The organism is Sphaerisporangium corydalis, assembly GCF_025506355.1.
Taxonomy (GTDB): domain Bacteria; phylum Actinomycetota; class Actinomycetes; order Streptosporangiales; family Streptosporangiaceae; genus Sphaerisporangium; species Sphaerisporangium corydalis.
On record NZ_JANZYP010000002.1, the window covers coordinates 1 to 17715 of the forward strand.

Annotated in this window: 18 protein-coding genes, 2 tRNA genes and 2 pseudogenes; 12 read left to right on the plus strand and 10 right to left on the minus strand. The window is 71.7% G+C overall.

Annotated elements, in window-relative coordinates; translation table 11 throughout:
* Positions 1-132 (plus strand): integrase core domain-containing protein (locus NYZ98_RS01505; RefSeq protein ID WP_262840876.1); only part of this gene is annotated, 132 nt, incomplete at its 5' end.
* Positions 133-209: 77 nt separating this feature from the next.
* Here the strand turns inward: NYZ98_RS01505 and NYZ98_RS01510 are convergent.
* The 3 genes from NYZ98_RS01510 to NYZ98_RS01520 form a co-directional block, all read right to left on the minus strand.
* The gene (locus tag NYZ98_RS01510) at positions 210-386 is read right to left on the minus strand and encodes a hypothetical protein (protein ID WP_262840602.1); all 177 of its coding nucleotides are present in this window, start codon (positions 384-386) and stop codon (positions 210-212) included.
* 112 nt (positions 387-498) lie between these two features.
* Positions 499-588: transfer RNA gene (locus NYZ98_RS01515), tRNA-Ser, on the minus strand.
* Positions 589-925: 337 nt separating this feature from the next.
* Complete coding sequence (locus NYZ98_RS01520) at positions 926-1489, minus strand: YceI family protein (protein WP_262840603.1); 564 nt, start codon at positions 1487-1489, stop codon at positions 926-928.
* 182 nt (positions 1490-1671) lie between these two features.
* Between NYZ98_RS01520 and NYZ98_RS41460 the strand changes: the two are divergent.
* Positions 1672-1893, plus strand: a pseudogene (locus NYZ98_RS41460) (MarR family winged helix-turn-helix transcriptional regulator); the annotation flags it as partial.
* 234 nt (positions 1894-2127) lie between these two features.
* On the opposite strand, the pseudogene NYZ98_RS41465 reads toward NYZ98_RS41460, so the two are convergent.
* The 3 genes and pseudogenes from NYZ98_RS41465 to NYZ98_RS01535 all read right to left on the minus strand — a co-directional run.
* Positions 2128-2193, minus strand: a pseudogene (locus NYZ98_RS41465) (pentapeptide repeat-containing protein); the annotation flags it as partial.
* 16 nt (positions 2194-2209) lie between these two features.
* A complete protein-coding gene (locus NYZ98_RS01530; protein WP_262840605.1) occupies positions 2210-3805 on the minus strand; it encodes a long-chain fatty acid--CoA ligase in 1596 nt (531 codons plus the stop codon).
* 145 nt (positions 3806-3950) lie between these two features.
* The gene (locus NYZ98_RS01535) at positions 3951-4469 is read right to left on the minus strand and encodes a SigE family RNA polymerase sigma factor (RefSeq protein WP_262840606.1); all 519 of its coding nucleotides are present in this window, start codon (positions 4467-4469) and stop codon (positions 3951-3953) included.
* A gap of 295 nt (positions 4470-4764) precedes the next feature.
* Here NYZ98_RS01535 and NYZ98_RS01540 point away from each other — a divergent pair, with 295 nt between their 5' ends.
* Together NYZ98_RS01540 and NYZ98_RS01545 are read left to right on the plus strand one after the other, a co-directional pair.
* Entirely contained in the window at positions 4765-5706 is a 942-nt protein-coding gene (locus tag NYZ98_RS01540) for a hypothetical protein (protein WP_262840607.1), read from the plus strand.
* Positions 5707-5708: 2 nt separating this feature from the next.
* Positions 5709-6545 (plus strand): MauE/DoxX family redox-associated membrane protein, encoded by an 837-nt coding sequence (locus NYZ98_RS01545; protein ID WP_262840608.1) that lies wholly within the window; start codon positions 5709-5711, stop codon positions 6543-6545.
* A gap of 193 nt (positions 6546-6738) precedes the next feature.
* Here the strand turns inward: NYZ98_RS01545 and NYZ98_RS01550 are convergent, their stop codons facing one another.
* A complete protein-coding gene (locus NYZ98_RS01550; protein ID WP_456115245.1) occupies positions 6739-7911 on the minus strand; it encodes an AAA family ATPase in 1173 nt (390 codons plus the stop codon).
* A gap of 345 nt (positions 7912-8256) precedes the next feature.
* Between NYZ98_RS01550 and NYZ98_RS01555 the strand changes: the two genes are divergently transcribed.
* The 4 genes from NYZ98_RS01555 to NYZ98_RS01570 all read left to right on the plus strand — a co-directional run bounded on the left by NYZ98_RS01555 (position 8257) and on the right by NYZ98_RS01570 (position 10860).
* The gene (locus NYZ98_RS01555) at positions 8257-9036 is read left to right on the plus strand and encodes a M15 family metallopeptidase (RefSeq protein WP_262840610.1); all 780 of its coding nucleotides are present in this window, start codon (positions 8257-8259) and stop codon (positions 9034-9036) included.
* Positions 9037-9101: 65 nt separating this feature from the next.
* The gene (locus NYZ98_RS01560) at positions 9102-9710 is read left to right on the plus strand and encodes a DUF4352 domain-containing protein (RefSeq protein WP_262840611.1); all 609 of its coding nucleotides are present in this window, start codon (positions 9102-9104) and stop codon (positions 9708-9710) included.
* Positions 9707-10297 (plus strand): hypothetical protein, encoded by a 591-nt coding sequence (locus tag NYZ98_RS01565; protein ID WP_262840612.1) that lies wholly within the window; start codon positions 9707-9709, stop codon positions 10295-10297. Before NYZ98_RS01560 ends, NYZ98_RS01565 begins: the two co-directional genes overlap by 4 nt.
* Positions 10294-10860, plus strand: coding sequence for a hypothetical protein (locus NYZ98_RS01570; protein ID WP_262840613.1), 567 nt, complete (start codon positions 10294-10296; stop codon positions 10858-10860). The genes NYZ98_RS01565 and NYZ98_RS01570 overlap by 4 nt, the downstream gene beginning before the upstream one ends.
* Before the next feature lie 47 nt (positions 10861-10907).
* On the opposite strand, the gene NYZ98_RS01575 is transcribed toward NYZ98_RS01570, so the two are convergent.
* Entirely contained in the window at positions 10908-12155 is a 1248-nt protein-coding gene (locus NYZ98_RS01575) for a hypothetical protein (RefSeq protein ID WP_262840614.1), read from the minus strand.
* Between the two features lie 61 nt (positions 12156-12216).
* Here NYZ98_RS01575 and NYZ98_RS01580 point away from each other — a divergent pair, with 61 nt between their 5' ends.
* The 4 genes from NYZ98_RS01580 to NYZ98_RS01595 all read left to right on the plus strand — a co-directional run bounded on the left by NYZ98_RS01580 (position 12217) and on the right by NYZ98_RS01595 (position 14991).
* The gene (locus NYZ98_RS01580) at positions 12217-13131 is read left to right on the plus strand and encodes an NUDIX hydrolase (RefSeq protein ID WP_262840615.1); all 915 of its coding nucleotides are present in this window, start codon (positions 12217-12219) and stop codon (positions 13129-13131) included.
* Positions 13132-13179: 48 nt separating this feature from the next.
* Positions 13180-14124 (plus strand): permease, encoded by a 945-nt coding sequence (locus NYZ98_RS01585; protein WP_262840616.1) that lies wholly within the window; start codon positions 13180-13182, stop codon positions 14122-14124.
* A 5-nt stretch (positions 14125-14129) separates the two neighbouring features.
* The gene (locus NYZ98_RS01590) at positions 14130-14804 is read left to right on the plus strand and encodes a TIGR03943 family putative permease subunit (RefSeq protein ID WP_262840617.1); all 675 of its coding nucleotides are present in this window, start codon (positions 14130-14132) and stop codon (positions 14802-14804) included.
* Positions 14805-14901: 97 nt separating this feature from the next.
* Positions 14902-14991, plus strand: a tRNA-Ser gene (locus NYZ98_RS01595).
* A gap of 31 nt (positions 14992-15022) precedes the next feature.
* Here the strand turns inward: NYZ98_RS01595 and NYZ98_RS01600 are convergent.
* The gene (locus NYZ98_RS01600) at positions 15023-16093 is read right to left on the minus strand and encodes a MinD/ParA family ATP-binding protein (protein WP_262840618.1); all 1071 of its coding nucleotides are present in this window, start codon (positions 16091-16093) and stop codon (positions 15023-15025) included.
* Positions 16090-17601 carry a hypothetical protein gene (locus tag NYZ98_RS01605; protein WP_262840619.1) on the minus strand — a complete coding sequence of 504 codons (1512 nt, stop codon included), beginning with the start codon at positions 17599-17601 and terminating at the stop codon, positions 16090-16092. The genes NYZ98_RS01600 and NYZ98_RS01605 overlap by 4 nt, the downstream gene beginning before the upstream one ends.
* Between the last annotated feature and the right edge of the window lie 114 nt (positions 17602-17715).

The window sequence follows — 17715 nt, forward strand, 5'->3', positions numbered from 1 at the left end:
CAGTCCGAGACCGAACGCCGCCAAGCACTCCCCAGCTGGCTCCACACCTACAATCACCACCGCGGCCACACCGCACTCAACGGCCAACCACCCGCCAGCCGCGTACCCAACCTCACAGGGCAGTACAGCTAGCCAGCGCCTACTTGGCGAGGCGATACAGCATGAATCAAGGACATCCTTGGCTCGCAACCTGGCCTCCTCTGACGAACTCAGCGGAATCGGCCGGCCACCTCCCAGTACGGCGCCGTGCCGAGCGCCCCCGCCGCAGCGTTCCCCGTGCACGAGCCGAGGTCGCCCTGGTCCAGGATCGGCAGCGCCCGCTCCCACCGCCGGTCGCCCAGCGGGCGCGCCATCGCCGAGGCGGCCCGCTCCACCATGTACGCCACGGACCGGGCATCCAGCCACAGGTTCCGGCCCAGGCGCGGCGCCTGCTCGTACCGGCGGTACTTCAGGACACAAAAAGGCCCTCTCCCGGAAGGGGAGAGGGCCTCTGAAGTGCGGAGGCTCGGGGATTTGAACCCCGGATGGGCTGTAGACCCAAACCGCATTAGCAGTGCGGCGCCATAGACCTGACTAGGCGAAGCCTCCTGGTAGCCCCGTCGGGTCACTGGCAGACCGACTGGCTCAGCACAGAGTACCGGCCTTGATGCTGGGCGGCAAAGTGGATTCGCCGTGCCGACCGAACATGTCAGGGAAGGGGTGGTTTGTCCCCTGGCTGTTCTGGAAACCCGGTCAGGTCTGACCAGGGGCGCAGGTGGGTCTCACCGGCGAACCCGCTGGTCAGACCGGACTCGGGTCTCCTCCGGTCTGTGTGGTGCCGACCGGCGGAGAGTTTCCCACACGCTGTATCCACAGGCTGTGGACACAGCGTGTGAACGATGGATCGAGCACGCGGGCCGTGGAGTCGGCGTGTGGGAAGGGTGGGTCAGGCGCGGCGGGTGGCTTCGCCTTCGATCTCGATCTTGACCTTCTTGCCTACCAGGACGCCGCCGGTCTCCAGGGCGACGTTCCAGGTCAGGCCGAACTCCTCGCGCTCGATCTCCGTCTCGATGGAGAAGCCGAAGAGCTCCAGGCCCCACGGGTTGGTGCCGGCGCCGCCGTACTCGACCTTGAGGGTGACCTCCTTGGTGACGTCACGGATCGTGAGGTCACCGGCGACGACGAGGTCCTCGCCGGAGTGGCTGACGACGCGCGTGCTCTGGAAGGTGATCGAGGGGAACTTGTCCACCGACAGGAAGTCGTCGCTGCGCAGGTGGGTGTCACGGTCCGCGCTGTCGGTGTCGATGCTGGCGGTGTGGATGGTGAGCTCGGCCGACGACTCGAGCGGGTTCTCGGCGATCGTGACGCTGCCGGCGAACTCGCCGAAACGGCCCCGGACCTTGCTCACCATCATGTGCTTCGCGGAAAAGCCCAGACGCGTGTGCGCGGCATCCAGATCGAAGGTGCCGGGCTCGGGGATCGCGATGCCTTCCCAGGCGCGAGTGCTCATTGAATCCATCTCCGTGAAGGAAGTAGTTGCCGTGCGGATGTCTGCTCCAACAGATGTCTACACGAGGAATATTCCTCTCGTCAACTAACGTCGTCTAGACTATGGACGTGATCCCATCTGATGACCCGAGCCTCACCGCGATGGGCCTGATCTCCGAGGTCCACGCCGGGTTGGTGACCAAGATGCGCCCCGCGTTCGCGGCGGCCGGACTGGCCGAAATCGACTTCGAAACCCTCATCCGCCTCGCGCGGTCCCCCGCCCGCCGGCTGCGCATGAGCGACCTGGCGGCCCAGACGTCCCTGTCCACCAGCGGCGTGACCCGTGTCGTCGACCGGCTGGAGCGCGACGGCCTGGTCGAGCGCGTGGCCTGCGCCAGCGACCGGCGGGCGTCCTACGCCACGCTGACCGACGCCGGCCTGGCCAGGCTGGAGACCGTCGTCCCCCAGCACGTCAAGGATATCGAGACGTGGTTCATCAGCCTGCTCACCCCCGAGCAACTCAAGGAGTTCCTGGCCACGCTGCGCGTCATCCGTGACATCGTGCGGCCGTGTGCCACCGCCGGCGCGGTCGAACCGGGCGCGGTCGAAGGCGCGGTCGAACCGGGCGCCGTCGAACCGGGCGCGGTCGAACCGGGCGCGGTCGAATCGGGCGCCGTCGAACCGGGCGCCGTCGAACCGGGCGCGGTCGAATCGGGCGCCGTCGATGCCACCGCCGGAACGGTCAGCTCTCCAGGATCGTGAGCTCGCCTCGGGTGTGCATCTCGCGCAGCACGCGCTTCGCGAACTTCCCCACGCTCGTCTTGGGCACGGCCTCGACGAACGCCCACCGCTCGGGCAACTGCCAGCGCGCCACCTTGGCGGACAGGAACTCGCGCAGCTCCGCCACCCCGGCCGTACCGTCGAGCACCACGCACGCCAGCGGACGCTCGCCCCAGCGTTCGTCCGGCACCCCGATGACCGCGGCCTCGACCACGGCGGGATGCCCCATGAGGGCGTTCTCCAGCTCCACCGACGAGATCCACTCCCCGCCGGACTTGATGACGTCCTTGGCGCGGTCCGTCAGCGTGACGTAGCCGTCGGCGTCGAGCTTCCCCACGTCCCCGGTACGCAGCCAGCCGTCGTGGAACCGTGAGGTGTCCTCGTCCAGGTGGTACGAGGCGGTGACCCAGGATCCGCGGACCTCCAGCTCGCCCACCGCGACCCCGTCACAGGACAGGACGGTGTCGCCCCCGCCGACGAGCCTGCCCTCGACTCCGGCCAGCAGCCGGCCCTGGGTGACGCGCCGGTCCCACGAGTCGCCGTGGGCCACGGTCGCGAGCGGGGAGGTCTCGGTCATCCCCCACGCCTGGACGACACGGACCCCGAACTCATCAGAAAGCGCGCGCATCAGCGCCTCCGGCACGGCCGACCCGCCGCACGGCACCAGCCGCAGCGAGGACAGGTCGGCGCCGTGCCGCCGGGCGTGGCGCAGCAGGTCGCCCCAGATCGTCGGGACCGCGCCGGACACCGTGGGGCGCTCCTCGGCGATGATCCTCGCGAGGTGCTCGGCCTGCAGGAACCTGTCCGGCATGACGAGCGAGGCGCCGGCCATCAGCGCGGCGTACGGCAGGCCCCACGCGTTGGCGTGGAACATCGGCACGATGGGCAGCACGCGGTCGTCGGCCGACAGTCCCATGGCGTTCGCCGTGCAGACGCTCATGGAGTGCAGGTACGACGAACGGTGGCTGTAGACGACGCCCTTGGGGCTGCCGGTCGTACCGCTCGTGTAGCACATGGCGGCCGCCGCGCGCTCGTCCACGTCGGGCCAGTCGAAGACGTCGTCGGCGCCGTCGAGGAGCGTGCGGTAGTCGTGCAGGTCCTTGCCCGCCGACACGAGCGCTCCGGTGTCGGCCTCGCCGGAGACGATCACGTGCCGGACGGTCTTCATCTCGGGCAGGATCGGCGCGAGCAGGGGGACCAGCGAGGCGTCGACGATGACGACGTCGTCCTCGGCGTGGTTGGCGATGTAGACGACCTGCTCGGGGAACAGCCGGATGTTCAGCGTGTGCAGCACCGCGCCCATGCTCGGCACGGCGAGGTAGGCGGTGAGGTGCTCGGCGTTGTTCCAGCCGAAGGTGGCGACCCGCTGGTCACCGTCGACGCCGAGGCCCCGCAGGGCGTTCGCCAGCCGCGCGGCCTCGTGCGCGAGATCGCGGTACGGCAGGCGGCGGTACCCGTCGCCGGTGTAGGTGACGACCTCACGGTCTCCGAACAGGCCGGTGCCGTGCCGCATGATCGAGGTGATGGTGAGCGGGAACTCGGGCATGGTGCTGCGCATTCGTGCCACCTCCGTTTCCCGAGTCTGGCCCGGCGCCGGGCCGTACACAAGCGCTCGTTCGGATCCGCCGCGAAGCCGGGAGCGGGCGCCGGACGCGGGCGCCGCACGCGGCACGCGCGGGCCTGGGCCGACCGCGAGCGAAAGATCATAGTTGCGGTTGCATGCCCGCCTGGCGGCGCTCGACCAGGACCATGTCGCCACGGAGCTTGGCCATGGCCCGCGACACCGTGCTCTTCACCGTCCCGATGCTGATCCCGAGGGCCTTGGCGATCTCCGGCTCGCTCATGTCCTCGTAGTACCGCAGCACGATCGCGGTGCGCTGGCGGGCGGGCAGCCGGTTGATGGCGTCCTCCAGCAGCTCGTGGATCTCGCCGGGGCTGGGGCCGTCCCTGACCGGCGCCTCGGGCAGTTCCTCCGAGGGGTACTCCTCCAGCTTCCTGCGCCGCCACCACGAGATGTTGATGTTGACCATCGCCCGGCGGACGTACCCGTCGAGCGCGGCGCGGTCGTTGATGCGGTCCCAGGCGAGGTAGGTCTTGGCCAGGGCGGCCTGCAGGAGATCCTCGGCGTCGGCGGGCTGACCGGTGAGCTGGTAGGCCACGCGCAGCAGCGCGGGACCGCGGGCCACCACGTACTCGCGGAACTCGTCGTCCTTACCGCTCATGCGATCACCGATGCCGTGACGAAGGACAATGATTCGTGCGGATCTTGTGGTCAGAATCGCAGCCGGACGCCCGGATTCGGCTGAACCGGAATTCATGTTTCGTCCCGCCAACGGCAAAGATCGTTACAGTCGGGCGACCCGCCGGGGCTGCGAGTAGTTCATCCTGGGGTGGGTAATTTGCTACCGGCACGGCCCCCGGGGGAAAATTTCTCTCCTATGTGGCGTAGGAGGCCGGCGAAACGTGTGACGCTAGCGGATGTACAGGAGACTCGCGACGGCGACCGGGGAGGGGCCGATGGGAGTTGAGCGTCGCTATGCACTGGCGTCCGCCGCACTCGGACGAAGCGCCGTACCACCACAGGCGGAGGAGGAAGAGCGCCCCGAGCTGACCGGGGTCACCGGCGAGATCCTCGACATCAGCCCGCACCTCATCATCGTGGAGAACCCCGAGGGGGTCGAGGAGCGTCTGGTCATCGCGCCCTGGGCCACGGCCTGGCGGGGGCAGCAGGTCGGCCCATCCGGCCTGCCGATCGGTTCCCGGGTCACGATCCGCGCCCGCCAGTCGGGCCGGGTGGCCGAGCGGCTCTGGGGCGACATCACCCGCGTCACCGGGGTGATCCTCTCCCTGGGCCGGGAGCGCAGGGACCTGACCATCGAGCTCGACTGCGGGCCGCACCGAGGGACGCGCAGCGTCGTCATACCGTACGGCGCCTCGGGGCGCATCCGGGTGCGGCACCCCCAGCTCCAGCCCGGCTACCTCTTCGACGCCATCGGCACGCGGCTGGACGGCGTGACGTTCGCCCAGCTCCCCGCGACGTCCCAGCCCGCCTACCGGGCCCGATCGGTCCCGCCGCCCCCGCCCGCGTACGGCGGGGTGCAGTCGCGCATCTCCGGGGCGGCCGTCTGGTCGGACGCCTTCGACGACGGGGAGACCGGCGCCGCGTATCCGATGTTGGAACGCGCCGATTCGGGATGCGACGACGCCGGGGTGTCGTGCACCGGCCTGCCCTACCTGGCGATCGGTTCGATGCTGTACGTGGGCAACGTGTGCGAGGGGCGCGCCGGGGTGATACCGATCGTCGCGTGCGGATGCGTCGCCGGGCGGTTCTGCGACCGGTGCGTCGAGTGCGGCACCTCCCCCCGGGGGCGGATCGTTGAGCTCTCCCCGGTCTCCTATGTCCAGCTCGGCGGGGACCTGGTCAAAGGCTGCTTCAACGCCCGCGTCGGACTGGGGTGACCATGGACGTCGTGACGCTCGCCACCGCCGCGCTCGCGCTTCTCGTGTTCCTGCTGCTTCTCGGTGGTACGGCGAAGCTCGCGACCGCCGGGACCGACTCCGAGCCGGGCGGGCTCTCCCGTCTCGGCCCGGGGGTCCTGGTCCCCGAGCGGTGGCGCAAGCCCGTGATGATCTTCTGCTCCTTCGGTGAGGCCGTGCTCGCGGCCGGTCTGGTCTTCACGAGCAACCCGCTGCCCCGGTGGGGGACGATCGCGTTCTTCTCGGTGGCGACCTACGTCCTGTGGGAGCTGCGCCGACGGCGGCCGGACGTGGGGTGCGGCTGCTTCGGCGAGGCGAGCAGTGCCCCGGTCGGCCTGCGCTCGATCGGGCGGGCCGTCGTCCTGGCCGGTCTGGGGGTGGTCGTCGCGATCGTCCCGGTCTCGGGGGCCGACCTGCTGTCCGAGTTCTCGTGGGAGCTGGTGGCGGCGGTCGCCGTGGGCGCGGCCGTGCTGATGGTCCTCTCGCCCGAGCTGGAGGAGGGGATCGCGCGGGTACGGTACCGCGCGCCGTGCGAGCAGCGGCCGGTGTCCACGTCCCGGATCCTGTCCCGGCTGCGGTCGAGCGCCGAGTGGCGGTCGCACAACGAGCTGCTCACCGCCGCCGAGCCGGAGGACACCTGGCGGGAGCTGTGCTGGCGGTTCTTCGTCTATTCCGGGCGCACCGCGTCGGGCGCGCGGGCGGAGGTCGTCTTCGCGGTGTACCTCATCGGGCGGCGGCCGGCCGTACGGGTCGCCGTGGTGGAGACCGAGACGGCGGGCGACCCTCTTGTGAAATCTATCGGCCTATCGGCCACAGGCTAGAGAGCCTTAGATTCCCCGATCCGGACACGCGGACACGACCCCAGCACCCGGGGGTCGTGTCCGCGCGCCGCAGGAGCTCACGGCGTGGCGAATTCATCTCTCTACGGCTCTCTAGCTTCCCCTCTAGAAAGCCGTAGAGAGGTCAATGGGGACGGGCGTGATCACCACGTCCGGCTTGGGGCTCCGGAGCGGCCTACAGCGGCTGCGCCCGGAGGAACTTTCCGAAGTGCGGCACGGTGAACGCGATGAAGCCGCGCTCGGCGCTGAAGATGAGTCCCTTCTTGATGAGGCTGTCACGGGCCGGGGACAGGCTGGACGGCTTGCGCCCGAGCAGCTCGGCCACGTCCGACGTCGGCACGGGCTCGTCGCCGACCGAGGCCATCGCGTGCATGTAGTCGCGCTCGGCGGGGGTGGCGCGCTCGTAGCGGCTTCCGAAGAACCCGACCGCGAGCTCCTCCTCGGCCTCGGGAGAGGCCACCCGTATGTCGTCGGCCGTGATCGGGCTGCCGGGCGCGAGATCCCAGACGACCTTGCCGTAGGCCTGGACGAAGTAGGGATAGCCGTCGGCCGCTTCGTACAGCGCGTCGAGGGCCTCCGGGGTGAACTCCACCTTCTCCCGCTCGGCGGGCGCGATGAGCGCGAGGTCGGCGGCCTCCCGGTCGAGCCGGTCGATGCGCGCGTAGCGGAAGAGGCGCTCGGAGTAGCTCTTGCTGGCGCTCAGCACGCTGGGAAGGTGGGGCAGGCCGGCACCGACCACGATCAGCGGGCCGCCGCTCTGGGACAGCTCGTGGCAGGCGGCGCACAGCGCGGAGATGTCGGACGCCTGCACGTCCTGCATCTCGTCGATGAACAGGGCGACGCCGACGCCCAGGTCGGTCGCCACCGAGGCGGCGTCGACGAAGAGCTCGGTGAGGTCGATCTCCATGTCACCCGAGTCGGCCCGGCCCCTGCCCGCGGGCACGTCGATCGCCGGGGACCAGTGGGAGGTGCCCTTGGCCGCGCCGGGATCGCGCATGGCGAAGGCCTTGAGCACGCCGAGGAACTCCTCGATGCGCTCGGGCGCGCGGTGGCGGGGGGCCAGTTCGCGGATCGCCATGTGCAGGGCGGCGGCGACCGGTCGGCGGATCGACTGCTCGGGGCGGGCCTCGATCTTGCCGGTGCCCCACAGCCGCTGCATGGCCATGGACTTGAAGGTGTTGAGCAGCACGGTCTTGCCGACACCGCGCAGCCCGGTCAGGACCATGCTGCGCTCGGGGCGGCCACGGGCCACCCGCTCCAGCACGATCTCGAACTGCTGCAGCTCACGATCGCGCCCGGCGAGCTCCGGAGGGCGCTGCCCCGCACCGGGGGCGTAGGGATTGCGCACGGGGTCCACGCTCTCGGACTTTATGACCGGATATAGCGGCCGTCCTAGATTTCCGTAGAAAGGGCTACGGCGTGTCGCGGACCGGCGGGTGGCGGGCGCCCGGCCGGGCATCCGCTGTGCGGGAGGCGAGAGCAACGCCATGGCACATCACCCCTCACCTGGACCTCTCGGCCCGAACCCCTGTTCGATCCGATGGCCAAGACTGTAGCGCGCCCTCGAACACATGCGCGAGGTCTTTCGAGTAAAAGCCAGGGTACGGATCCCGATTCCCCTGCCACGCCGAGTCGGCGCGCCCGACATCACGATTGCGTCACGAGCGGCACCGGCGGGGCCTTACCCTGGCGTATGTCCGAGATACGAATGCGTCGCCACCTGGGCCTTCTCGCCCTGGCCTGCGTATCGGCCGTCATCACCGCCTGCGGCGCCGCGGCGCCGTCGCCGTCCCCCGGCCCGAGCGCGGCGCCCTCCAGAGGACCGGACGCGACGGCCGCCCCGCCGTCCCCCGCCGCGCCGGAGACGCCGGGGACGCCGACCGCCACCCCTTCCCCGCCGGGCCCGCCGGACTTCTCGGCGAAGGTCTCCAAGGTCTCCGCCGCGCAGCTCGGCCGCTCGTGGCACTCCGGCTGCCCGGTCGGCCCGGACGACCTGCGGAAGGTGACGATGACGTACTGGGGCTTCGACAAGAAGGCCCACACGGGGGCGCTGGTCGTCGACCGGGCGGTCACCGACGACGTGGTCGCGGTGTTCGGGCGGCTGTACGAGTGGCGGTTCCCGATCACCCGCATGGAGCCGATCGACGCCTACCAGGGCAGCGACTTCGACTCCATCGAGGCCGACAACACCTCGGCGTTCAACTGCCGCAGGACCACCGGCGCCAGCAGCTGGTCCAAGCACTCCTACGGCCGCGCCGTCGACCTCGACCCCCGCGAGAACCCCTGGGTCGAGCCCGACGGCTCCAACGCCCACCAGAACGCCCGCCGGTTCACCACACGCCCTCTGCACAAGCCGGGAGTCATCAACCCCGGCGACCGCGTGGTCAAGCTGTTCGGCCGGTACGGATGGGAGTGGGGCGGCTACTTCAACGGCGCCAAGGACTACCAGCACTTCGCCAAGGGCGGCGGGTAGGGCGCCCGTCCCTGATGTTGGAATTTGCGGCTTTTGGGGGTGAGTGGGGGATAAGATCCGTGGCCGTGACCACTCCGGATCCTTCATCTGGGCGGGGGGCGGTGGGGCCGTGGGCCGTCGTCACCGGTGTGGCGTTCGTGGTGGCGACGGTGCTGGCGCTGGCGTGGCCGGCCGGAGGGCTCAAGGAGGCCGCGGCCGAGATCCCGCACCGCCGGCTCGGCGAGACCACCACCGGCCACCGCCTGGCGATAGCGCCCTACAGGGTGACGTACGCGACCAAGGACCCCGCGCCCGTGTTCGGCGACGCCAAGGCCGGCCGGTTCCTGGCGGTCGAACTGGAGGTGCGCAACGTCAGCGACCAGACCGCGAAGGTCGGCGACCTGGCGTTCAGGCTCTATCTCACCGTCTCGCCCGGCGGTTCGACGATCGACAGGATCAGGGACAAGACCGCCGGCTTCGTGATCCGGGACGGCAGGTACGACCGCGACCAGATCCAGCCGGGCCTCTCGGAGCGCGTGATGATCGTCTACACGGTTCCCGCGCCGCTTCCCGATCCCACCGACCTGACGGTCACCTTCCGGGACGACCAGTACGTCGCCGGGTTCAGCTCAGAGCTCTCGGAGTGGTACGAGGGCCCCGACCTGGCGATCTACGACCTCAAGGTGGACCGGTGAGACGCGCCGTCCTGAGCGTGGTCATGGGCGTGGTGCTGCTGGCCGCGATCATCGGGGTGCGGCGGGCGACTCCCGGCGTGGACGAGCGGTACGCGCCGATCGCGGTCTCGGGCGCGCTGGGCGAGCAGGTCGACACCGCCGCCTTCCAGTTGCGTGTGGACCGCCTGGAGCTCGGCGGGGCGGTCAGGATCACCGACGACTACGGCCTCACGGGTGAGCCGAAGTCCACGGCGGGCATCTGGGTGGTCGTCTGGGCCACCGTCGCCGCCGCGTCCACGTCCCTCCAGGTGCAGGGGGCGCGGCTGCGCACCGCGGACGGGTCCGAGTACCTGGCCAGCTCGACGATCGGCACGCTCGACAAGACCGACCTTTCACCCGGCATCCCCGCGTACGGCCCGATCCTCTTCGAGATCCCGCCCGACCGCCTCACGGGCGCCGTCCTCAGCGTCACGACACACTCCGTCAAGGGCCTCGACCTCCTGGGACCCGCCGCGGACGTGGACCTCGGCCTGACCGCCTCCTACGCGACCGGGCTCCTCCAGCGGATGCCGCCCACCGTGACCGTCGGGCCGGTGCGGAACCTGTGACCTGGGTGAGGAAGGCCGGATATGGGCTCGGGCTGCTGGTGCTCGTCCCCGTCGTGATCGCCGCCAGGGTGCTGCCGTGGCGGGACAAGTACGAGACCCTCACCGGCGAGGGCGGCCGGCGGGTCGTGGCGGCAGGCGGTCGGGCCGCCGTGCTCGACGGGGTGGAGTGGCGCCTGAAGAGCGTCACCGAGGGGCGGCTCGCCGACCCGGCCGCCCGCCCGCTGCCGCCGCGCACACGGATCGCCATCGTCCTCACCTCGATGAAGCCGCTGACCGACCAGGCCGCGAAGAAGTTCGCCGCCGGTACGCGCGACTGCAAGTTCCGGGTCGTGGACCGGGCCGGGCGGAGCTGGCCGTCGAGTTTCCGCGGCGACCTCGCCCCGAGGAACGGCAACGCCGGCTCGTGCTGGACGATGGACCAGGACTACAAGATCGTCCCCACTCCGGCGGGCAAGGAGCTGACGATCCAGACGGTCTACGTCGTCCCCGAGGACGCGTTCGCGAGCCTGGAGGTCGAGGTCCACCTCGGGCCGGAATCACGGACGGTGCGGCTCACCCCATAGACGAGGCGCGCCCCAGGACAGGACCGTCAGGACAGGACCGTCACGGCTCACCCGGCGGACGCGGCGGGCACGGGCGCCGTCCTGGCGGCCCCGCGCGCGTACGCCCGGCGCAGGGCCAGGTCGAAGGTCACGGCGAGCAGGCAGACGCGGAGCACCTCGTGCAGCAGGCTGACCGGGAACGCCGCGGCGCCCTCCCACATCTGCCACCACAGGACCTCGTGCGGCCCGATCAGCCGGGTGACGCCGATGAACGCGACGGACGCCAGCGCCTCCAGGGCGGCGTAGACCAGGCAGAAGGTCAGGTAGAACAGGGCGCCACCGCTCAGGACGAAGCGGAAGCCGTTCACCAGCGGGACGTACTTGTCGCGGACCCCCCGGGACAGGAACTCGGCGGCGGTCTGGACCGGGGCGGGGATCCGCCGCCAGAGCCAGGAGACGCGCGCCTCGACCCGGGTGCCCTCGATGAGCCGCGCCTCCTCGGTCGTCGAGGAGCTGTACACGACGGCCGCCATGGCGAGCCACACCAGCGGCTCGACCAGGCCGTCCTTCAGGTCGGGCAGGTAGGGGGCGATCACCTCCAGGCCCTTCTTGAGGTCGGCGGCCAGCGGCGCCCAGCCGATCGCGTCCAGGGCCTCCGCCCAGACGACGCGGCTGGTCAGCCAGTCGACGGCGTCGCCGACCCAGTTGCCCAGCGAGATGAGGCCGAAGAACATCCACATGCACTCGAAGGTGCTGTTCGCCACGCCGAGCAGCCGGTTGCCCCTGGCCCGGTACAGCCGCTCGCACACGACCTTGACCAGGAAGATCACCAGCGTGACGACCACGATCAGGGCGTTGACGTCGAAGAGGTTCAGCAGCAGGTCGATCGTGCCCAGGTCGATGCCGGGCCTGAGCTCGTTCGACAGCCGCTGGAAGGTGCTCAGGTCGGCCCTGAAGAGCCCCCACGCGCTGTAGAACACCAGGAAGGGCAGCAGGGTGTGGGCGATCGCGTCGACCAGTTCGCGCTCGCGCTCGTCGGCGGTGGCGGCCTGGATCTCCTCGGTGCGCAGGGCCCTGCCCGCCGCGTTCAGCATCGCGATATACGCGGTCAGGGTGACCAGCACCCCGAAGCTGAGGACGGCGAACCCCAGGTAGGCGTGCCATCCTTTGGGTTCGGCCAGGCGGACGGCGAGCAGGATCACCCCCTCGTGGACCAGCAGGCCGAGGGAGTAGAAGAAGGCGAGCGGCAGGAAGAGGCGCCCCACGAGACGGAAGGTGTCGAAGGGCAATCGGAGCGGGGAGAGTGATCCGTCCATCGCTGGAGGATCGTAGCGAACCGGACGAATCCCCATGGCCTGGTTGAGGCAGGATAGGAACATGGCGGCGAAGGACGGCGACGGCTGGGCGTTGTGCGAGCGCGGCCACCGGCACTGGGGAGTGCACGGGGCCTCGGGGCTGCTGGCCGTCCACTACGACCTCACCGGCCTGCCGCACGTCCTGATGCAGAAGCGGGCGTCCTGGAGCCACCACGGGGGCACGTGGGGGCTCCCCGGCGGCGCCCTGGACAGCCACGAGGACGCCGTGACGGGCGCGATGCGGGAGGCCCTGGAGGAGGCGGCCCTGCGGGGGGACGGGCTGCGCGTCCTCGGCGTCTACACCGACGACCACGGCGGCTGGTCGTTCCAGACGGTGATCGCGGAGGCGGAGTCCCTGTTCCCCGCGGCACCGGCCAACGACGAGAGCACCGACATGCGGTGGCTGCCCGCCGAGGTGATCTCCGCGGAGAAGCTGCTGCATCCCGGCTTCGCCGAGACCTGGCCGGCCATCCTGCCGGCCCTCCCGCCGTCCGTGGTCGTCCTCGACGCGGCCAACATCGTCGGCGCGCGGGCCGAGCACGGCTGGTGGCGCGACCGGGCGGGCGCGGCCAAGCGCCTGCTGGAGGACGTGGAGGAGCGGGCCGTGCTGGGCCTGACCCCTCCGGAGGGGTTCCCCGCCCCGGCCAGGTGGTTCCCGAGGATCGTCCTGGTGGTCGAGGGGGCGGCGCGCGGCGTGCACGGGACCGGCTCCGTGACCGTGGTCGAGGCGCCCGGCAGCGGGGACGACGCGATCGTGGAGACGGTCGGCGACCTGCGGCGGGCCAGGCCGTGGGAGCGGGTGCTGGTCGTGACCGCCGACCGGGGGCTGCGACGGCGGGTGGAGGGGCTGGGCGCTGAGTACACCGGCCCCAGTTGGGTGCTTGGGCAGCTCCGCCCCAGAGGACGGGTGTACCGTCAGGGCGGCCGTCAAAACTGACTTTCATCCCAGACCCCGTCAATATCCAGAAATACCCATAAATCCTTTATGAGCGACCGAACGACACTCGACTGGAGCCCTGAGCCCGAGAGCTCGGCCCCCCCGCCGACCTGGGGGCGGCGCGCCCCGGAGGCCCAGGTCCTCCTCTGGGTGTTCGCGGCCCTGGCCGGCTTCCTGTTGCTCGGCAACGTACTGCTGTCGCCCCACCTCACCGCCCCCGCCCTGCGCACCTGGTCCACGATCTTCGTGTCGATCTGCGTGCAGGCCGTGCCCTTCCTGGTGTGCGGTGTGGCGCTGTCCTCGGCGATCACCGCGTTCGTGCCGCCGTCCTTCTGGGCGAAGGTGCCGCGACGGCCGTACGCCGCGCCGGTACCGGGCACGGCGGTCAGGAGGGCGCTCGCGTTCCTGCCGGCCTCGCCCGCCGTCAACCCCGTCGTGCTCGTGGCGACCGCCGTCGCCTTCCCCGGCCACCCGGACCTGGTCCTCGCCCGGTTCGCCGCCTCGCTGGTCGTCTCGGTGCTCGCGGGCTGGATCTGGCAGGCGACCGGCCGGCCCGGCCCGGCGCGCGTCCCCGCCCGCGCGGCCGAGGAGGGCGAGTCCCGGTGGGCCGCTTTCCTGTCGGAGATGCGGTACGACCTCCTGCGCGCCGGCGGGTTCCTGGTCATCGGCGGCCTGGTCGCCGCGACGCTGAACGTGGTGGTCCCCCGATCATGGCTCGCCTCGGTGAGCGGGATCCCGTGGCTGCCGGTGCTGGTCCTCGCGGTGCTCGCGGTCGTCCTTTCGCTCCGCCCCGAGACGGACGCCTTCGTGGCCGCCTCGCTCACGGGCTTCTCGCCGACGGCCAGGCTCGTCTTCCTCGTGGCCGGCCCGATGGTGGACCTGACCGCCCTGCGGGCGGGCGCGCCCGCCCGGGCGTACGCGGTGCGGTTCGTGCCGCCGGTGCTCACGGCGGCCGTCCTGGTGAGCGTGCTCGCGGGACGGGTGCTGCTGTGAACCGCATGACCCAGAGCATCATCCTGACGCTGCTCGGCGGGGCGGTCCTGCGGGTCTCGGCGCTGTCCTCCCTCTATGTGAACTACGTCCGGCCCGGCTTCCGGGTGCCGCTCGTCGCGGCGGGCGTGGTCGTCCTCGCGCTCGGCGTCCTCGGCCTGGTCCAGGAGTGGCGCAGGCCGTACGCCCCGGGAACCGCACGCCCGTCAGGCCCCAGGGCCGCCTGGCTGCTGTGCCTGCCCGTGGTGATCATCTTCCTGATCGCCCCGCCCGCGCTCGGCTCGTACGCCGCCGGACTGGACCCGGCGCCGCGGCCCATGCCGGCCGGGCCGTACGCGGCGCTGCCGGCGGGCGGGCCCCCGGCCATGTCGCTCGGCGAGTTCATCGGCCGGGCCCGGAGCGGCACTAGCCCGTCCCTCGCGGGCCGCCAGGTCACGCTGACCGGCTTCGCGGTGCGCGCGGACGGCGGCCGGTGGTACCTCACCCGCATGCGGATCGGCTGCTGCGCCGCCGACGCGTCGCCCCTGAGGGTGGCCGTGCTCGGGGTGCCCGCGCCGCGCGACGACACCTGGGTCACGGTCACGGGCACGTGGGTGCCCACGCCCGACGAGCGCGCGCCGGCCCCCGAGATGCGGGCCACGCGCCTTACCGTGATCGCCCCGCCCGCCGAGCCGTACGAGTAGCCAGGGCGGGCGCGCGTCCGGCCGCGAAGGCGGGCGCACGCCGATGAGAACTCGCGCGCGAGCGCCCGCCGGGCACCGCTATCGTTGGTCTCGCACTGGAGGGTTCGCATAGTGGACGAGTGCAGCCGCCTTGAAAGCGGCCAGGTCGGCGACGGCCTCGTGGGTTCGAATCCCACACCCTCCGCCACGGCGGTCCACGCCCGGGGCCCTTCGGGGGTTCACGCCTGCGGGCCCCCGAAACCGTCGCCCACCGACGCGGCGAGCAGCAGGTAGGACTCCCGGGTGGCCGGCAGCAGGCGGTCGAGGTCGATCTCCGCGCCCTCCTCCAGGTGGGGGTCGTAGGGCACGCGGATGACGGCGCGGCAGCGGGCGGCGAAGTGCGCCTCCAGCCGGTCCAAATCGACGGTCGACTTCGAACGCGGGCGCACACTGCACAGCACCACCGTCGCGGCCTTCACCAGGTCGGCGTAGTGGTGCGCCTCCAGCCAGTCGAGGGTCGCCGACGCGGCACGCGCGCCGTCCACCGACGGTGAGCTGACCAGCACGAGCTGGTCGGCCAGGCCGAGGACGCCCGACATCGCGGAGTGCAGCAGGCCGGTGCCGCAGTCGGTGAGGCAGATCGAGTAGAAGTTCTCCAGGACCTGCGAGACCGACTGGTAGTCGGCGGCGCTGAACGCCTCCGACACCGAAGGATCGCGGTCGGAGGCAAGGATCTCCAGCCGCGAGGGCGCCTGCGAGGTGAACGCCCGGATGTCGACATACCGCTTGATCTGCTGCCGCTCGTTGAGCAGGTCGCGCACGGTCGCCGAGGTCTCCAGCTCGACCTTGTCCGACAGCGTCCCCCGGTCGGGGTTGGCGTCGACCGCGATCACCCGGTCGCCGCGCACCGACGCCAGCGTGGCCCCGAGCCCGACGGTCGTCGTGGTCTTGCCGACGCCGCCCTTGAGGCTGAGCACGGCCACGCGGTGGTGGCCGGTGGCGACGGGCGTACGGGCCCGTGTGAGCAGCTCGCGGCGGCGGCGCACCTCGGGGGACTCCCCCGGCTTGATGAGCCCGGCGGAGGCCTTGAACACGAGCTTGCGCCAGCCGCCCGCGGGAGCGTTCCTGCGGCCACGGAGCAGGGACACCGGGTCGAGGCTGTCGGCGGTCTGCCGCACCCCGGCCGTGCCCTTGGCGCCCGCCGCCTGCCGTCCAGGCGAGCCGAACGCGGGCTGCGGGGGCGGCGGGGGGGACTGGCGGCGGCGCGGCCGGTACGGCTCACGCTCCTCCAGCGGATCCTCCCGGGTCACCGGGCCGCTCTCCCTGGTCGCCGCCGGATCGGTTTCCCTGATCGGGGCCGGGTCGTTCTCCCTGGTCGCGGGCCCGGCGGCGGCGACCGCCGCGCGAGGCGGAGCGGCCGGAGCGGCGGAACCGAGGGAACCCCGGGAGGCGGGAGAACCGCCCTTACCCAGGGAGCCGGGGCCGAAGGGGTCGGCGGAGGCGGGGGGATCGACCGGGCCGGTGGGCGACTTCGGCTCGGCGACGGGCGCCGCTGCGCGGGCGGGGCCGCCTTCTCGGTCACCGGCTCGTACAGGACGTGCTCCACGCGGGGGACCACGACGTCGTCGGTGTCGGCGCCGCCACCGGAGGCGAAGGAGCCGAAACGTTCCTGCGGGGCCTCGGGCTCGGCGGTCTCCACCGCGGGGAGCGCGGCCTCCAGCCAGCCGCGCACGGGCTGCTCGCCGGTGGTCTCGGCCTCCGGCTGCCGGAAGGGCTCGGGCTCCTCGTACGGCTCGGACCGCTCGTAGGACTCCGGTTCCTTGGGCGGTTCCGCGGCCTTGGGCGGCTTCCGCGCGTTCTCGCCGGAGGTGAGCGGGCCCGCCGGGATCCATCCGGAGGACGTGCCGCCGGGCGGCTCTTCGGTGAGCGAGCCGAAGGTGAAGCTGTCGGTGTCCTCGCTGACCCCCTGCCGCTCCTGGGCGGCCGGCGCGGCGGAGGACGGCTGGGGCGGCGAGGCGGGTCGCTCGCCGAACGCGCCCGCCCCCGAAGCGGGCCGCTCGCCGAACGCGCCGAGCCCCGGCGCGGGGGGGCGTTCGCCGAAGGCGCCCGACCCGGAGGACCGTTCCCCGAACGCGCCTGACGCGGCCGGTCCTGAGGACCGTTCCCCGAAGGCGCTGGATCCGGTGGCCGGTCCTGAGGACCGTTCCCCGAAGGCGCTGGATCCGGTGGCCGGTCCTGAGGACCGTTCCCCGAAGGCGCTGGAGCCGGGGGCCGGGGGCCGTTCGCCGAACGCGCCCGACCCCGCGGACGGCGCGCGGTCGCCGAAGGCGCCGCCCGTGGAGGACAGGCCGGAGCGGGACAGCGGCTCGGACGGCGCGTTGATCGGCGCGGAGAACGCGCCGCCGTCCCGCCCGCCGAGGTTTCCGGTGTCACGGCCACCTAGCGGGCCGGTGTCGCGGCCGCCGCGCGGGCCCGTGTCGCGCCCGGCCGGCTTGGCCGGGGGCTCGGACGGCGTGCCCCACGGGTCGCGGTCGCCGGACGGCCGGACCTCGGCGGTGTCGCCGTGGTCGCGCTCGCCCGTGTCGTCGGGCTGGGTGGAGCCGTGGAGGGGATCCCCCGCGGCGCGGAACAGCGGCGACGAGGCCGCCGGCGGGTCGGCCGGCACCATGGCCCAGGGGTCCTTGGGATATGGCGAGACGACGGTCTCGTCCGCGGTGACGGTCACCTGGACGGGTGCTTCCTCCGTCTCCTTGATGGCGTCGAGCCACGCGAGCTGCTCTTCAAGAGAATGAGGATCCTCACGATCGTGCCTTGCCACCGTGTTCCCCCTCGGGACTGGGCTAAAGGGGCAGCAAATAGAATGAAGATTACCGCCCGCAATCACGACCAACGTGGCCAACCGCCGACTTGGCTACCCGGATACCTTGGTCAC

What these genes read in the sequence shown, in the direction of transcription:
- NYZ98_RS01575 (WP_262840614.1), bottom strand. Translation starts at nt 12,155, where the DNA reads ATGGACGGATCACTCTCCCCGCTCCGATTGCCCTTCGACACCTTCCGT.
- NYZ98_RS01585 (WP_262840616.1), top strand. Translation starts at nt 13,180, where the DNA reads ATGAGCGACCGAACGACACTCGACTGGAGCCCTGAGCCCGAGAGCTCG.
- NYZ98_RS01535 (WP_262840606.1), bottom strand. Translation starts at nt 4,469, where the DNA reads ATGAGCGGTAAGGACGACGAGTTCCGCGAGTACGTGGTGGCCCGCGGT.
- NYZ98_RS01580 (WP_262840615.1), top strand. Translation starts at nt 12,217, where the DNA reads ATGGCGGCGAAGGACGGCGACGGCTGGGCGTTGTGCGAGCGCGGCCAC.
- NYZ98_RS01530 (WP_262840605.1), bottom strand. Translation starts at nt 3,805, where the DNA reads ATGCGCAGCACCATGCCCGAGTTCCCGCTCACCATCACCTCGATCATG.
- NYZ98_RS01555 (WP_262840610.1), top strand. Translation starts at nt 8,257, where the DNA reads ATGTCCGAGATACGAATGCGTCGCCACCTGGGCCTTCTCGCCCTGGCC.
- NYZ98_RS01520 (WP_262840603.1), bottom strand. Translation starts at nt 1,489, where the DNA reads ATGAGCACTCGCGCCTGGGAAGGCATCGCGATCCCCGAGCCCGGCACC.
- NYZ98_RS01590 (WP_262840617.1), top strand. Translation starts at nt 14,130, where the DNA reads ATGACCCAGAGCATCATCCTGACGCTGCTCGGCGGGGCGGTCCTGCGG.
- NYZ98_RS01540 (WP_262840607.1), top strand. Translation starts at nt 4,765, where the DNA reads ATGGGAGTTGAGCGTCGCTATGCACTGGCGTCCGCCGCACTCGGACGA.
- NYZ98_RS01545 (WP_262840608.1), top strand. Translation starts at nt 5,709, where the DNA reads ATGGACGTCGTGACGCTCGCCACCGCCGCGCTCGCGCTTCTCGTGTTC.